The following is a 15,553-nucleotide window of genomic DNA, read 5'->3' as shown; positions in this document are numbered from 1 at the left end:
CAGCTCATTATATGAACCTGAAAATGCAGGTTCATTTAGTTTTATCGAGTTAAAACTGCATTTTTAAGCCAATTGATGGAAACATCTCCATACCTTTTTCACCTTCTATGGTGTAGTCGGTTAAGGTTTCGGTGCCGTCTGGCGCGTAGTAATAGCCTGATATATTATCGCTGCCTAGCGCATTTAGCATAGCAAAGCTCCACTCAGCTTTATTGCCAAAGTAGCTAGTTTTGTAATTAGCTTGTAAGTCTAAACGATGATAAACAGGTAAGGTTTTTGAATTGAGCTCGCCGTATTGTGGTAAATAATGCCCGTCATAGTCAGGGTTTTCGTATAACCCTATAATGGGGGTGTACTTTTGACCGCTTCTAATACTTAATTTTACGCCAAAATCCCAACGTTCGTTTAGCTCATAATTTGCTACTAAGTTAGCTAGTAAGGGGGTATCTAAGTAGTATTCGGTGGTAATATCCGTAATGTCATCAGTTCTATCACTTTTCGACCAGCTAATAGATGCCCAGCCATACCAGCCATTTTGTTTTTCACGCCTTACAACCCACTCTATACCTTTAGCACTTCCTGATAAGTCATTTGTGTAATGAAGGTATTCGTTAATTTCACCTTCGTCGGTTGAGCGAGCCATGTCGCTTAAGTCTTTGTAGTATAAGTCTAAAGAGGTTTGCCAAATGCCGTTTAAGTTGTATTCAAACCCTAAAGCGTAATGTGTCGCTTTAGGCGATTTAATTTGGGGGTTACCTATTTTGCGTAATGCCGTGTCTATGTCTGGAAAACGACTATAGGTGCCCACTTTTGTGTTAACAGTTAAGTTGTTAGTAGCATACCAATGTAGCGCAACTCTTGGGTGTATAAACTTTTGGTCGGTGTAGTCGTCATGCTCAGCTCGTAAGCCTATATCTAACATTAAGCTGTCGGTGATTGTCCATTGGTCATGTATATATGCCGCAATGTTTTTGTTAGTTAAGGCGTCAGCATCTTGAATGCGATCACCTTTTCGGCTTTCGCAATCGCTGTCATGATCTGTACAGTAATAAGGAATAGCATCGTAAGAGTATTTGGTATCTTCTTGTTTAAAGTCGACGCCTGTAATCAATTTATGTGATTCAAACCAGTCAATTTGATAAAGAAATCTAGCATTGTAAATTTCAGAATCAATATTAATAAATTGACCTTGGCCAAAGGATTGCTTTTCTTTTTCGGTGGTATGGCCAACAGTAAAATGCATTATTTTTTGATTGTCGCCATAGTATTGCCACGAAGCACTTTGGCTATCAAACTGAGTTTTTATTTTTAAGTCGCCAATTGAATCAGGATCAACTCGGCCGGCTTCAGAAGCCGCAGATATATTAATACCTCCTACATCACTGGCGCCTGTTATGGTAAATGTTAGTTTGTGCTTGTCACCAATTAGCCATTGGTATTTCCCTTGATAATCATCACTCACTGGCGCTTTAAATATGGTGTAACCTTCGTCTTCTTCACCTTCAGGTAGAAATAAATGAATTAAACTTCTGCGATAAGCTAAGTAAAAAGCATGATCATCAGCAATGCCTCCTTCGATCATTGCGCTGGCTTTGAGTAAACTCATATCTAAGGTTGTTGATATATCTTGATTACGTGGATCACGGAGTTTCACATCAAATACACCACCTGTTGCATTACCATAATGGCTATCAAAAGCAGCTGGTTTTAGGCTGAAGTCTCGTACAACATTTTCGTTAAATATACTGTCGCCAAACAAATGAAAAATATAACCTGAAGGTAAGTCATCAATATAAAAAGCGTTATCGTCTGGAGATGAGCCTCTAATTGCGGGTGCTCCGCCGTCATCCCCCCCCGCGTAAACAACACCAGGCATTGAATAAACGGCACTTAGCGGATCGTGATCAAGTCCTGCGATGCTAAGTAGTTTTTCAGTTTCAGGCGTTAGTTCTGTTAAAGCTTGGTTTCTTCTCCCTTCAATCGTAATAACCTCAGGGTTTCTATCTTTTAAATTTTCATCAATACTATTTTCAGGAGTAAAAGCGTAAGTTGGAGTTGTGATGATTGACCCTAAAATTATTAGTGATGATAAGGTTAATTTATGTTGGGACGATTTATGAGTAAACATAAGATTCTCAAATAATAAGTGATGTCATTAATTGAGCATATTGTTGATGAGAATCGTGTTTAAATCCGTTAGCTATTTGTTGGTTCTTTGTAGATAAATGTAATAATTCGTTAAATCATTTTCTGTTGTACAAAAGCTGTAAAGATTTATAGCCAAACATTATAGTTACTACAATATATTACTATTTTTACTCCGCTCTTTTTTTCAATACAATAGCCTTATCTATCTATAATCCGAGTGCGTTTTCATGTCTGATAATTTTCACAAGAAACTTTCTTTTAATTGGGAAGATCCATTACTGCTTGAGTCTTTATTAAGCGAAGAAGAGCGCCTCATTAGAGATAGCGCCTATCAATATTGCCAAGAAAAATTACAACCTCGAGTTCTTGAAGCTAATCGTAATGAGCATTTTGATACCAATATTATGAAAGAGCTTGGCGAATTAGGATTGCTGGGCGCTACATTACCTGAACAATATGGCGGTTCTAATATTAATTATGTAAGTTATGGTTTAATCGCCCGTGAAATAGAACGTGTAGATAGTGGCTACAGAAGTGCTATGAGTGTGCAATCTTCTTTGGTTATGCATCCTATTTATACTTACGGCAGCGAAGAGCAAAAACTCAAGTATTTACCTAAATTAGCAACGGGTGAATATATTGGTTGTTTTGGTTTAACTGAACCTAATTCAGGATCTGATCCTGCAAGTATGTTAACTAAAGCTGTTAAAGTTGAAGGTGGTTATCGCATTACAGGTAATAAAATGTGGATAACCAATGCACCTGTTGCTGATGTTTTTATTGTTTGGGCAAAGCTTGAAGGTGTGATTAAAGGTTTTATTCTAGATAAAGGTCTAGAGGGGTTATCTGCACCTGCAATTAAAGGTAAGTTTTCACTCAGAGCGTCTATTACGGGGGAAGTGGTAATGGACAACGTATTTGTGAATGAAGATGCTCTATTACCTCATGCCAAAGGCTTGTCAGGACCTTTTGGATGTTTAAACAAAGCGCGTTTTGGCATCGCTTGGGGAGCTTTAGGTGCAGCCGAATTTTGTTGGCATGGCGCAAGGCAGTACGTATTAGATCGCAAACAATTTAATAAACCGCTAGCGGCTACTCAATTGGTTCAAAAGAAGCTCGCTGATATGCAAACAGAAATAACCATGGCCTTACTAGCTTGTTTACAAGCCGGTAGATTGATGGACTCATCAGAATTAGCACCTGAAGCTATTTCTTTAATTAAGCGTAACTCTTGTGGTAAAGCTTTAGATATAGCCCGCACAGCGAGAGACATGCTAGGCGCTAACGGTATTAGTGACGAGTTTCATATTATTCGCCATATGATGAACCTTGAAACGGTTAACACTTATGAAGGGACGCACGATATTCACGCACTTATTTTAGGTAGAGCTCAAACGGGTATTCAAGCTTTTTGTTAGTTGATAGTCACTATGAATTATCATATTGTAATATTTATTAACGAACTCGTTATGCAAATAGTTATTCAATTTGGTATTAATACACATAAATGACATATCTATTATCATTTTTTGAGATTATAATAAAATGTCTTCTATAACCCGTAAATCATAGAGTTAATATGCTAAGTAACCGTAAAAAAAATGAATCCGCCTTAATTCAAACTTTTAAAGGTTTGTTAAAAGATCAATGTTATGGTTCGCAAAGTCAATTGGCTGAAGGTCTTGCTAAACATGGCTTTGATAACATGTCTCAAGCTAAAATTTCTCGTTTGTTGTCTAAGTTAGGCGCTGTAAAAATGAGAAATGCATCGAGCCAAGTGGTTTATATTTTACCTGATGAATTAGCTGTGCCTCGCACGAAACAAGCCATACAGTCAGTTGTTATTAGTGTTAAAAATAACGGTGTACAAATTATCGTAAAAACAGGTATTGGTGGAGCACCACTCATTTCTAGAATGTTAGACAGCATGGGCGAGTCAGCTGGTATTTTAGGTACCTTGGCTGGCGACGATACTATATTTATTGCTCCTGCCGACGTGAAGGATATCGATCAAATAACTGCAGATATTAAACAAATATTAGATATGTAGTTTTATTGAGTAAACTACTATCGGCTGTTTTTAATTGAATAGTTATTTAAGCATTTGTTATAAACATTCAGTTATTGTGAGGCCTTGAGAAATAAGTCCTTTATTCATCGGATAGTGTTAGTTTTTTCCTTATAATTCGTCTATAATCTCGCGCAAAAATTATACTTACTTAATTATTACAGAGGGCTCTCATGGCTATCGAACGTACTTTTTCAATTGTAAAACCAGATGCAGTAGCAAAAAATGTTATTGGTCAAATATATAACCGTTTTGAAACTGCAGGCTTAAAAATTGTTGCTTCAAAAATGGTTCACTTATCTAAAGAAAAAGCTGAAGGCTTTTACGCTGAACATAGCGAACGTCCATTTTTTGGTGCTTTAGTTGAATTTATGACATCTGGCCCAGTAATGGTTCAAGTGTTAGAAGGCGAAAACGCTGTATTAAAAAACCGTGAAGTTATGGGTGCAACTAACCCAGCAGAAGCATTAGCGGGTACTTTACGTGCTGATTATGCTGATTCGATTGACGAAAACGCATGTCACGGTTCTGATGCTTTAGAATCTGCGGCTCGTGAAATTGCTTATTTCTTCTCTGACGATGAGATTTGCCCTCGTACTCGTTAATATTAACTGTTATTTATAATAACAGAGCATAATATAAATGTATGATGAAAGGATTTTACTGAATACTCGGTAAAATCCTTTTGTTTTTTACGATAGTCTTGCCTATTGGTATTACGTAAAAATTTCAATATTGAGTGTTTTTTATTAGAATACTCAATATTAAAATTTTAACGGTGTTATATCGTTAAACCTTATGAAGTAATTTTCTTTATTAATAAGAAAGTTACTTTACCTATTAAATGTATTTCTGAGATTTATTTATCATGAGTGAAGTGGCCGAAACACCGTCTGAGTCTATTAAAAAAGTAAACCTACTTAATTTGGACCATCAAATGATGCGTGAGTTTTTAGCATCGCTAGGTGAAAAACCCTTTCGAGCCGATCAATTAATGAAGTGGATCTATCACTTTGGTTATGATGATTTCGAGCAGATGACAAATATCAATAAAAAACTGCGTGAAAAACTTCAACGTAGGGCTGAAATTGTTGCACCTGTTATTTCAGAAAAACAAGTCTCTAAAGATGGCACGATAAAATATTCATTAAGACTTGAAGGCGGCCAAGAAGTAGAAACCGTTTGGATACCTGAAAACGATCGTGCTACTTTATGTGTTTCTTCACAAGTAGGTTGTGCGCTTGAATGTACTTTTTGTGCAACTGCGCAACAAGGTTTTAATCGTAACTTATCTATGGCTGAAATTATTGGTCAAGTTTGGCGTGTAGCTAACGATATTGGCGCAACACGTATCGCAGGTAAAAGACCTATCACAAATATTGTAATGATGGGCATGGGTGAACCTTTATTAAATATGAAAAACCTGATCCCAGCATTAGATACTATGCTGAACGATTTAGGTTATGGTTTATCTAAACGTAGAGTAACAGTGAGTACTTCAGGTGTTGTACCCGCATTAGACATGCTAAAAGAAAAAATTGATTGTGCTTTAGCTATTTCAATTCATGCGCCAAATAATAAGTTACGAGATGAATTAGTACCCATTAATAAAAAATATCCACTAGAAGAGTTCTTAGTAGCGGCAGGTCGCTATATAGAAGGTTCAAAAGCAAATAAACAAGCCACGATTGAATATGTAATGTTAGATCATGTAAACGATAGTACAGAACAAGCGCATGAATTAGCGATTGCTTTAAAAGACTTACCAAGCAAAATCAACTTGATACCTTTCAATCCTTACCCTGGTTCTCCATATAAAAGATCAAGTAATTCACGCATAGATCGTTTTGATAAAGTACTACAAAGTTATGGTTTAACGGTTATTACACGTCGTACTCGTGGTGATGATATTGATGCGGCTTGTGGACAATTAGCTGGTGATGTTTTAGATAGAACTAAGCGTACAGTATTAAATGAAGAAAAAAAACAAGCAAAAATAGAAGAAATAACAGTAAAAGTTGTCTGATATAGTTATGATGCGTATGCAAATAATTCTCAATTAAAGGGATCTTACCTACATGCCTAAAATTTACCAAATAATAACGGTAGGTGTATTATCATCTTTACTCTCTGCTTGCGTTACACAGAATTACGAAAATAATGCTGAAAACCCAGTGACTGAACGTACTTCAACCGATGACGATATTGCGTTAACACGTATTTCATTAGGTATGGGGTATTTAAATATGGGAAATACCACGCAGGCAAAACTCAATTTAGAAAAAGCAAAAAGATTTTCGCCTAACTTAACTCAAGTTTATACCGCTTTTGCTCATTATTACGATGTAGTAGATGAACCAGAGCAGGCAATAGCGGCATTTGAGCACGCGCTTTCATTAGATGCCGATGACGCTGATACGTTAAATAATTACGGTGTATTTCTTTGTAAGCGTGAAAGATACGACGAATCAGAAAAATACATGCTAAAAGCTATTGCTGTACCTAGTTATTTGTTAGTTTCCCAAAGCTATGAAAACTTAGCGTTATGTCAGCTTGAAGATAAACGTTTTGAAAAAGCAGAAATGTATTTAGCTAAATCAATTTCTCATAGCCCAGGTAGCGCATCATCATTATTTCAAATGTTACGTTTACAATATGTGATGGGAAAATACGATGAAGCTGTTGCTTATTTAAGGCGTTACGAAAAATCAACAAGACGTTTTACGCCTGACGCTCTTGGTTTAGCTTATAAAGTTTACGAAAAAATGAATAACCGAAGCATTGCAAAAAACTATGCCAGTCTATTGGTTAAAATGTTTCCAAATTCGTATGAAGCTAAACAATATATTTTAAATGGATTACAGCATATTGAAGCGGATGATTTAGCATCTGAATTCTTATTAGTGAACAAAAGCAATAGTGATAAACCTAAAAAGCGCGTAATGGTATTATCGCCTAATAAAAAATCAGGTATTTCATTATCAGCACAAAGAAAAACAGCTATTAAGTCTTTGAATGACGAAAGAAATAAAACGGTTAAACCTGTAAAAAAAGAGGTTGCCGCGGCTGAAACACAAGCAACGACTGTAACAGCAAAAATTAAAACTGATATTGTAGCGCTTAATGATAAAGCTAAAAATGTGAGTAAAACCACACAAGAAGTTGGAACTACCTCAAATGAGGTGAAAACAGATGAGAAAAAAATTGAAAAGAAAGCTAAAAAGCTTTTAGATACATTAGAAAAAGATGATGTATTAGCAAGTTCTTTAATCGATGATGATGGTAATGAAATGTTAACTTTGCCGATTCATGTGATTGTAAAAGGGGATAGTTTATTCTCTATATCTAAACGATATAATATTAAAATGCAGCAAATTGAACGCTGGAATGGATTTAAACGGTCAAAAATTTTAAAGATTGGAGATGTTATCTATTTGGCTGATCCTAAAAAAGCACTTAAACATTAATGAGCTTACTTACATGAGTAAAAAATTACCCGAAGTAGAAGAAACTGAAGTACAAGTAGAAGTGAGTGGCCCCGGTAGTATGTTAGCTGAGGCTAGAATTAAAAAAGGCTTAAGTATTGATGATGTTGCCAGTAGCTTAAATATTCGAGTTGCATTAGTGAAAAATATTGAAGCCGATATTTTCGACCAAACTTTGCCAGATACTTATAACCGAGGCTATATAAAAAATTACGCTAAATTAGTTAATCTTCCTGTTAGCGATATTATCGCGTATTACGAAAAACTGAATATTCTAGAAGTACACAGTACAAAAATGCAGAGCTTTTCTCGTGGCACAATGAAAAAAGCTGAAAACAGTATGCTAATGTGGATCACCTATTTGATCCTTACTGTTTTTATTGGCTTAACGGTGATGTGGTGGTTACAAGATGACAAAGAAGCTGAACCTAAAGCAGCTGTTAGCTCTGAGACTCTAATAAAAAATACGACAAACAGTACTGATATAGAAGAAGTTGTTGAAACCACTTCTTCAAGCGAAGAATTATCTACTACCGAGTCAGTTGCTTCTGCAGTAGGCAACTCTGAAATAGAGAACGAGCTTGATACTTCTAATATTGACAACCTAGAACAAAATGCATCACTGGAAAGTGTTGATGCTAAAGCGGTCACTTCAACTGAATCAGACGAGATTACACTCTCGAAAGTTATATTTACTTTTTCTGGTGACTGCTGGGTTAATATTCACGATGCATTAGGCGAAAGGATCGCTTGGGGTATAAAAAAATCAGGTTACGTGATGACCATAGAAGCAAAAGCGCCTTTAAATATAACCATAGGTAAACCTGAACTAGTACAAATTAATTTTAATGGTGAAAGTATTGATATGTCTACTTTCCCTCAGGGGCATATTGCTAAATTTGAGTTGCCCTTGCTTTCACAATCATAAATGCCAGTAATTAATAACTGAAAGAATAACTATGTTTAAAGAATCTCCTATTATCAGACGTAAATCTCGCCAAATCATGGTGGGGAATGTTCCAGTAGGTGGCGATGCGCCGATTACGGTTCAGTCAATGACAAACACACTAACAACAGATGTTGCCGCTACAGTTGCTCAGATCAAAGCATTAGAAGCTGTTGGTGCAGATATTGTGCGTGTTAGTGTTCCTACAATGGACGCAGCAGAAGCTTTCAAAGAAATTAAAAAACAAGTGAATGTTCCTCTAGTTACAGATATCCATTTTGATTATCGCATCGCGTTGAAAGTAGCTGAATACGGCGCTGACTGTTTAAGAATAAATCCCGGTAATATTGGCAGAGAAGATCGCGTTAGAGCAGTTGTAGAATCGGCTCGAGATCATAATATTCCCATTCGTATTGGTGTTAATGGTGGTTCTTTAGAAAAAGACATTCAAGAAAGGTATAGCGAGCCAACACCTGAAGCATTACTTGAATCAGCAATGCGTCATGTCGATATTCTAGACCGTTTGAACTTTGATCAATTTAAAGTGAGTGTTAAAGCTTCCGATGTATTTTTAGCAGTGGGTGCTTATCGATTACTGGCCAAGCAAATAGATAACCCATTACATTTAGGTATTACAGAAGCAGGTGGCTTACGTTCTGGTTCTGTAAAATCGTCTGTTGGTTTAGGTTTATTACTCGCTGAAGGAATAGGCGATACTCTGCGTGTATCTTTAGCTGCAGATCCTATTGAAGAAATTAAAGTCGGTTTTGATATTCTAAAATCACTTAAATTACGTAGCCGTGGTATTAATTTAATTGCTTGCCCAAGTTGTTCTCGTCAAGAATTTGATGTTATTGCCACTGTTAACGCATTAGAGCAGCGTATTGAAGATATTATGACACCCATGGATGTTTCAATTATTGGCTGTATCGTAAATGGCCCTGGTGAAGCAATAGTATCCGATTTAGGTTTAACAGGTAGCAGTAAAAAAAGTGGCTATTACCTTGATGGTATTAGACAAAAAGAACGGTTTGATAATACTAATTTAGTTGATCAACTTGAAACTCGTATTCGTGCTAAAGCCAAGTTGCTGGATAAAGCAAATAGTATCGACGTAAAAGAAATTGATTAATACCGTACTATTAATAAGGTCTATTCAAGGCCTTATTTACGTTTAGCTGTAATGCGCCTATAATGCGCGCAGCATTTTAACCATTCTGATTTTGTAGAGAGAAGTACATTAGTGAGTAAAGCAATTCAAGCAATAAGAGGCATGAACGATTGTCTACCATCTGAAACCAATATATGGCAAATGGTTGAAACTGTATTAAGACGTGTTGCTAGCAATTATGGTTTTGCTGAAATACGTATGCCTGTTGTAGAATCTACTGCGCTTTTTAAACGTTCTATCGGTGAAGTAACTGATATTGTTGAAAAAGAAATGTACACGTTCGATGATCGAAATGGTGATAGTTTAACACTAAGACCTGAAGGAACGGCTTCTTGTGTTAGAGCAGCAAATCAACATGGTTTGCTATATAACCAAGAACAACGTTTATGGTACATGGGACCCATGTTTAGACATGAACGCCCACAGAAAGGTCGTTACCGACAGTTTCATCAGTTTGGTATTGAAGCTTTTGGTTTAGCAACACCTGATATTGATGCCGAAATTATTACACTTTCATCACGCTTATGGCGTGAGCTAGGTATTAGTGAACATGTAACATTAGAGCTTAATTCTTTAGGTTCTAATCTAGAGCGAGCAGAATACCGAGACGCATTAGTTGCTTTTTTAACTGAACGAGAAGATCAGTTAGACGAAGACAGCAAGCGTAGAATGCATAGTAATCCTTTACGTGTATTAGACAGTAAAAACCCAGCTGTTCAAGAAGCCTTAGTAGGCGCACCTAAATTATCAGATTATTTTGGTGAAGAATCTAAAACACACTTTGAAGAGGTTTGTCGTCGTTTAGACGCTGCAGGCATTAGCTATGTAATAAATGACCGCTTAGTACGTGGTTTAGATTATTACAACCGTACTGTGTTTGAATGGGTAACAACAAGCTTAGGCTCACAAGGTACTGTTTGTGCTGGCGGCCGTTACGATGGTTTAGTTGAGCAACTTGGTGGTAAAGCAACCCCTGGATTTGGTTTTGCCTTAGGTATAGAAAGATTAGTGTTAATGTTAACGAGCTTAGAAAAAGTTAACAATGTTCGACCTCAAGTAGACGCTTACCTTATTATGTTAGGTGAAGAAGTTGAATTAAAATCAATTCAACTCGCTGAGCAATGGCGTAATCTTGTACCAGAATGTAGATTACAAAACCATTGTGGTGGCGGAAACATGAAAAAACAAATGAAGCGTGCTGATAAGTCAGGTGCTCAAATCGCCCTTATTATAGGCGAGAACGAATTAGCAGAACAAAAAGTAACAGTTAAATATTTGCGCGGCCAACACGACCAAGAAACCGTGTTATTAGAGCAAGTGCCAAGCTTATTAAAAAAATTAATATAAGGGAAAAACGTGGAAATTTACGAAACAGAAGAACAGCAAGTTGATGCAATTAAAAGCTACTGGAAAAAAAATGGTAATGCCATTATTGCTGGTTTAGTTATTGGTTTATCAGGTTTTGTGGGTTTTAACTTTTATAAAGAAGCAGAATTAGAGAAACAGTTAGCTGTATCAGATGCTTATCAAACATTAGTTGAATCATCAGAAACTAAACCTGACGGATTTATTGCTGCTGGCGAAAAGTTTATTGCTGACAACAAAGATTCAAGTTATGCAACTTTAACCGCTTTAACGCTAGCTAAAAAGGCTGCAACTCATAAAGATTGGACTCAAGTTGAAAAGTATTTAACTACGGCTATCGAGTCTTCTAAAGACGAAGGCATGAAAGCTATTGCCACACTGCGTTTAGCAAGAGTTCAAATTCAATTAGATAAAGTTGATGCGGCATTAAGCACATTGGCGGCACCATTACCAAAATCGTTTAAGTCTTCAATTGAAGAAATAAAAGGTGATGCTTATTTATTACAAGATAAGAAAGATTTAGCACGTACTTCGTACCAAGAAGCTATTGCGGCAACGCCAGGTAATGCAAGTCAATCACTTCAAATGAAGTTAGATGATTTAGCGGAAAATATTGTTTTAAAATAAACATTTAAAATAATGTGAAAAAATAACATATTGAGTGACTTTTTTTCGAATTCAGTTGTCTGAAGCTAAAGCTCAATATGTTTAATGACTAAATAAGTGGACCTTGATGTGTTAATTTTTGATAAAAATAGTTTAAAAAAGAAAATAGCTGTTGTTTGTTTAATCGCGCTAGGTATTTCAGCATGTTCATCTACCGATGATATCGATGAAAGTTTACCTGTTGATTTAGAAGAAATTAACCAACAATTTGAACCTGAAGTTTTATGGCAAGAAAACGTCGGCGGAGCCGGAAAGTATTTTTCTCGCATTGCTCCTGTGATTGCTTACGATAAATTATTTACTAGTAGTCGTGAAGGTGAAGTAACTGCGATAGAGCCTAAAACAGGTAAAGAAATTTGGTCTGTTAATTTAAGTGATATTGATGGCGAAAGTGGTTTTTTTGAAAGTAATAAACCAGCATTAATTAGCGGTGGGCCAGTTGCCGGTATTAACAAAATATTTTTAGGTAGCGAAAACGGTAAAATTTACGCACTTGACGCTGCAACGGGTAAGTTAGATTGGCAATCAACCATTAAAGGTGAAGTTTTATCAGCACCAGCTATTGATGCAGGTATACTGGTTGTTAACAGTTCATCAGGTGTTATGAAAGCTTATAATGCTGCTACAGGTGAAGAGCTTTGGAAAATAGACCAAGATACCCCAGCATTAACTTTACGTGGTATTAGTGCTCCTACTATTTCATCAGGTGGTGTATTTATTGGTACTCCTGACGGTAACATATCTGTTTATATTTTAGAAAACGGTCAACAAGGTTGGTCAGCTCCAGTTGGAGAACCAACAGGCTCTACAGAATTTGAACGTGTTATTGATGTAGATTCATCTCCAGCAGTATTTGGTGATAAGATTTATACTATCTCATCAAGAGGGAATTTAGTTGCGCTTGAACTAAGAACTGGTCAAATAGTATGGGAACGTCAATATTCGTCTTATACTGATTTGTTAGTTAGCACTAATAATATTTATTTAACCGATATTAAAGGGCATGTGTATGCTGTTGATCGATTAAATGGTACTGAGAAGTGGAGCCAACTTGCTTTAACAAATCGTGATGTAACTGGCCCTGTTGAAGTGGGAAGTTACATTGTTGTAGGTGACTACGAAGGTTACTTACATTGGCTAGATAGTACTACGGGAGAGTTTGTAGCTCGTCATCATATAGACTCAAGTGGTGTTCATGTAACGCCTACTGTTCAAGATGGTATTATTTATTCACAAGCACGTAATGGTGATCTTCAGGCAATTAAAACACCTTAAGTCACTTTAACAATTTAAATTAATAACGGCTCCTCACATAACGTGTTGGAGCCGTTGTTTATTTTTAAAAAACATAAATATATATTGAGTTTTGGCATTAGCACAAAACTTATCATTCTTTTTAAATCGAGGTATTCATGCTTCCAGTTGTAGCGCTTGTTGGTCGTCCTAATGTAGGTAAATCAACGCTATTTAATCGTCTTACTCGTAGTCGAGATGCACTTGTTGCCGATTATCCGGGATTAACCCGTGATCGCCAATATGGTAAGGCAGAAGTTGAAGAGCACCCGTTTATCGTTATTGATACTGGCGGTATTCAAGGAGATGAAGAAGGAATTGATGCATTAATGGCTGAGCAGTCATTAATGGCCATTGCAGAAGCTGATGCCGTACTTTTTATGGTTGATGCGAGAGCGGGTTTAACTTCGGCAGATCAAGGTATTGCAACGTATTTACGTAAGCAAGATAAAAAAATATTTCTGGTTGCCAATAAAGTCGACGGAATTGACGCTGATTCAGCCGTTGCCGATTTCTATTCTTTAGGTTTAGGTGATACGGTTCATCAAATTGCTGCGGCTCATGGTAGAGGTGTTACTCAGCTATTAACGTTAGCATTAACACCGCATATTGAAGCATTATCAGCACCTAAAGCAGAAGAAAATGACGAATTTGATGGCGATATGGAAAGCGAGTTATCAGATCAAGAAAAAATTGATGCTGCTCCAGAAGAAAATGATCGTATTAAGCTGGCCATTATTGGTAAGCCTAATGTGGGTAAATCAACGTTAACGAATCGCATTTTAGGCGAAGAACGTGTTGTTGTTTATGACATGCCAGGTACAACACGCGACAGTGTATATATTCCAATGGAACATGACGGCCGTGAGTACACGTTAATTGATACTGCAGGTATCAGACGTCGTAAAAATGTTACTGATATAGTTGAAAAATTCTCTGTTATCAAAACGTTAAGAGCTATTGAAGACTCGAATGTATGTTTATTAATAATAGATGCGCAAGAAGGGATCACTGATCAAGATTTAAGCCTGCTTGGTTTTATCTTGGAATCAGGTCGTTCTTTAGTACTTGCTGTTAATAAATGGGATGGTTTAGACGATCACGTAAAAGATCGCATAAAAACTGAATTAGATAGACGCTTAGGCTTTATCGATTTCGCACGTATCCACTTTATATCAGCTCTTCATGGTACTGGTGTTGGGCATTTATATGAGTCTGTTGAAGAAGCTTTTATTTCAGCAACTAAACGTATTTCAACGTCAATGGTCACTAAAATATTAGATATGGCGGTATTTGATCATCAACCTCCTATGCATCAAGGACGCCGTATTAAATTAAAATACGCACATGCAGGCGGTTATAATCCACCTATTATTGTTATTCATGGTAATTTAGCTAAAAAGTTACCGCCATCTTATAAACGCTATTTAATGAACTATTACCGTAAATCATTAAAAATAATGGGCACACCTATAAGAATTGAATTTAGAGAAACAAGTAATCCGTTTGCAGGTAAGAAGAAGTTAACTTATACCGAGCAAAAGAAACTTGCTAGAGCAACACAAGGTTATAAGAAAGATTAATGGCTTTTAAGTGATTCATTCAAAACAAGAAAAAGTAGCTTAAAGAGCTACTTTTTTTATGGCTAATAATCCAGTTATATTGCTTTTAACCACTGATTTAGCTACTGTAATTAATATTATTTAATTATTCATTGCAAGGCTAAAGCGTGAGTGCAAAAGAAATAGATACATCAAACAGGTTAAGTAATCATTTAGCTTTGCTTTTACCTGGTACAACGGTGTCATTAGATATTGCAACTCCTGCTGGGCAGCGTGCAAAATTTAGAACGATATTTATTGGTTATTTACCTAAAAAATATACGCTTGTTCAATATCCCGACTCAAGTAAATTAGGGAGCTTTTCTAAATATATTACTCAAGGCTCAGCAATTACCGTTCGTGGATTAATTGAAGGGCATGAAGGCTCTGTTGTTGCCTTTATTTCTAAGGTTAAGCAAACCTTGCAGATACCTTCGCGTATTATTGTATTAGATTTTCCTAAAAAAGTAACACTTCAAAGCTTACGTTCCTCACTCAGAATTGATGTTGATATTGATGTGAAGATAAAAGTAGACAATGAATATTGGAAAGCCTCAGTACGTAATATTTCAGCACATGGTTGCCAAATTAACGTCAGTAATGGTGAATCATTAACTTTAGTTTCAGATAAAAACATTAGCCTTATTGTTGAAGACTTTCAAGGTATGAAAAATATAAACTTATCAGCCAATGTTTGTAATATTAAGTCTCAAGTTGAAGGTGTTTCTTTAGGTGTTAAATTTGCTGAAGAAAGTAAAGACGATGTTATAAAGTTAGTGCAACACGCTGTTGTTGCTGATTTGTAAAGCG

13 protein-coding genes are annotated in these 15,553 nt (G+C 36.3%); 12 read left to right on the top strand and 1 reads right to left on the bottom strand.

Annotation, left to right across the window (positions count from 1 at the left end):
* Positions 1-49: 49 nt before the first annotated feature.
* Positions 50-2,128: a TonB-dependent receptor gene (locus ACM9HF_RS09790; RefSeq protein ID WP_473618129.1), complete on the bottom strand. Its 2,079-nt coding sequence runs from the start codon at positions 2,126-2,128 to the stop codon at positions 50-52.
* A gap of 247 nt (positions 2,129-2,375) precedes the next feature.
* Between ACM9HF_RS09790 and ACM9HF_RS09785 the strand changes: the two genes are divergently transcribed.
* The 12 genes from ACM9HF_RS09785 (at position 2,376) to ACM9HF_RS09730 (ending at position 15,549) form a co-directional block, all read left to right on the top strand.
* Entirely contained in the window at positions 2,376-3,566 is a 1,191-nt protein-coding gene (locus tag ACM9HF_RS09785; protein WP_473618125.1) for an acyl-CoA dehydrogenase, read from the top strand.
* Between the two features lie 161 nt (positions 3,567-3,727).
* A complete protein-coding gene (argR, locus tag ACM9HF_RS09780; protein WP_473618121.1) occupies positions 3,728-4,198 on the top strand; it encodes a transcriptional regulator ArgR in 471 nt (156 codons plus the stop codon).
* Between the two features lie 191 nt (positions 4,199-4,389).
* Positions 4,390-4,821: a nucleoside-diphosphate kinase gene (ndk, locus tag ACM9HF_RS09775; protein ID WP_473618116.1), complete on the top strand. Its 432-nt coding sequence runs from the start codon at positions 4,390-4,392 to the stop codon at positions 4,819-4,821.
* 263 nt (positions 4,822-5,084) lie between these two features.
* A complete protein-coding gene (gene rlmN, locus ACM9HF_RS09770; RefSeq protein ID WP_473618113.1) occupies positions 5,085-6,242 on the top strand; it encodes a dual-specificity RNA methyltransferase RlmN in 1,158 nt (385 codons plus the stop codon).
* A 52-nt stretch (positions 6,243-6,294) separates the two neighbouring features.
* On the top strand, positions 6,295-7,683 hold the full coding sequence (pilW, locus tag ACM9HF_RS09765) for a type IV pilus biogenesis/stability protein PilW (RefSeq protein WP_473618110.1): 1,389 nt from the start codon (positions 6,295-6,297) through the stop codon (positions 7,681-7,683).
* A 13-nt stretch (positions 7,684-7,696) separates the two neighbouring features.
* Positions 7,697-8,629, top strand: a complete 933-nt coding sequence (locus ACM9HF_RS09760) for a RodZ domain-containing protein (RefSeq protein WP_473618107.1) — start codon at positions 7,697-7,699, stop codon at positions 8,627-8,629.
* A 31-nt stretch (positions 8,630-8,660) separates the two neighbouring features.
* Positions 8,661-9,779, top strand: coding sequence for a flavodoxin-dependent (E)-4-hydroxy-3-methylbut-2-enyl-diphosphate synthase (gene ispG / locus ACM9HF_RS09755; RefSeq protein ID WP_473618102.1), 1,119 nt, complete (start codon positions 8,661-8,663; stop codon positions 9,777-9,779).
* Positions 9,780-9,890: 111 nt separating this feature from the next.
* Positions 9,891-11,165 carry a histidine--tRNA ligase gene (gene hisS, locus ACM9HF_RS09750; protein WP_473618098.1) on the top strand — a complete coding sequence of 425 codons (1,275 nt, stop codon included), beginning with the start codon at positions 9,891-9,893 and terminating at the stop codon, positions 11,163-11,165.
* Between the two features lie 9 nt (positions 11,166-11,174).
* Complete coding sequence (locus ACM9HF_RS09745) at positions 11,175-11,810, top strand: YfgM family protein (protein WP_473618094.1); 636 nt, start codon at positions 11,175-11,177, stop codon at positions 11,808-11,810.
* 108 nt (positions 11,811-11,918) lie between these two features.
* Positions 11,919-13,124, top strand: coding sequence for an outer membrane protein assembly factor BamB (gene bamB / locus ACM9HF_RS09740; RefSeq protein ID WP_473618090.1), 1,206 nt, complete (start codon positions 11,919-11,921; stop codon positions 13,122-13,124).
* Between the two features lie 137 nt (positions 13,125-13,261).
* Positions 13,262-14,725, top strand: coding sequence for a ribosome biogenesis GTPase Der (gene der, locus ACM9HF_RS09735; RefSeq protein ID WP_473618087.1), 1,464 nt, complete (start codon positions 13,262-13,264; stop codon positions 14,723-14,725).
* 146 nt (positions 14,726-14,871) lie between these two features.
* The gene (locus ACM9HF_RS09730) at positions 14,872-15,549 is read left to right on the top strand and encodes a PilZ domain-containing protein (protein WP_473618083.1); all 678 of its coding nucleotides are present in this window, start codon (positions 14,872-14,874) and stop codon (positions 15,547-15,549) included.
* Positions 15,550-15,553 lie beyond the last annotated feature (4 nt).

It is taken from the genome of Colwellia sp. RE-S-Sl-9 (assembly GCF_048296855.1).
GTDB lineage: Bacteria > Pseudomonadota > Gammaproteobacteria > Enterobacterales > Alteromonadaceae > Pseudocolwellia.
Note: the sequence above shows the minus strand (reverse complement) of the source record. Positions and strands in the feature narration are given on the sequence as shown.

Bases quoted from the DNA above. Each gene is read 5' to 3' on its own strand.
- pilW (WP_473618110.1), top strand. From the start codon at position 6,295: ATGCCTAAAATTTACCAAATAATAACGGTAGGTGTATTATCATCTTTA.
- rlmN (WP_473618113.1), top strand. From the start codon at position 5,085: ATGAGTGAAGTGGCCGAAACACCGTCTGAGTCTATTAAAAAAGTAAAC.
- ndk (WP_473618116.1), top strand. From the start codon at position 4,390: ATGGCTATCGAACGTACTTTTTCAATTGTAAAACCAGATGCAGTAGCA.
- ACM9HF_RS09785 (WP_473618125.1), top strand. From the start codon at position 2,376: ATGTCTGATAATTTTCACAAGAAACTTTCTTTTAATTGGGAAGATCCA.
- der (WP_473618087.1), top strand. From the start codon at position 13,262: ATGCTTCCAGTTGTAGCGCTTGTTGGTCGTCCTAATGTAGGTAAATCA.
- ACM9HF_RS09790 (WP_473618129.1), bottom strand. From the start codon at position 2,128: ATGTTTACTCATAAATCGTCCCAACATAAATTAACCTTATCATCACTA.
- ACM9HF_RS09760 (WP_473618107.1), top strand. From the start codon at position 7,697: ATGAGTAAAAAATTACCCGAAGTAGAAGAAACTGAAGTACAAGTAGAA.
- ispG (WP_473618102.1), top strand. From the start codon at position 8,661: ATGTTTAAAGAATCTCCTATTATCAGACGTAAATCTCGCCAAATCATG.
- argR (WP_473618121.1), top strand. From the start codon at position 3,728: ATGCTAAGTAACCGTAAAAAAAATGAATCCGCCTTAATTCAAACTTTT.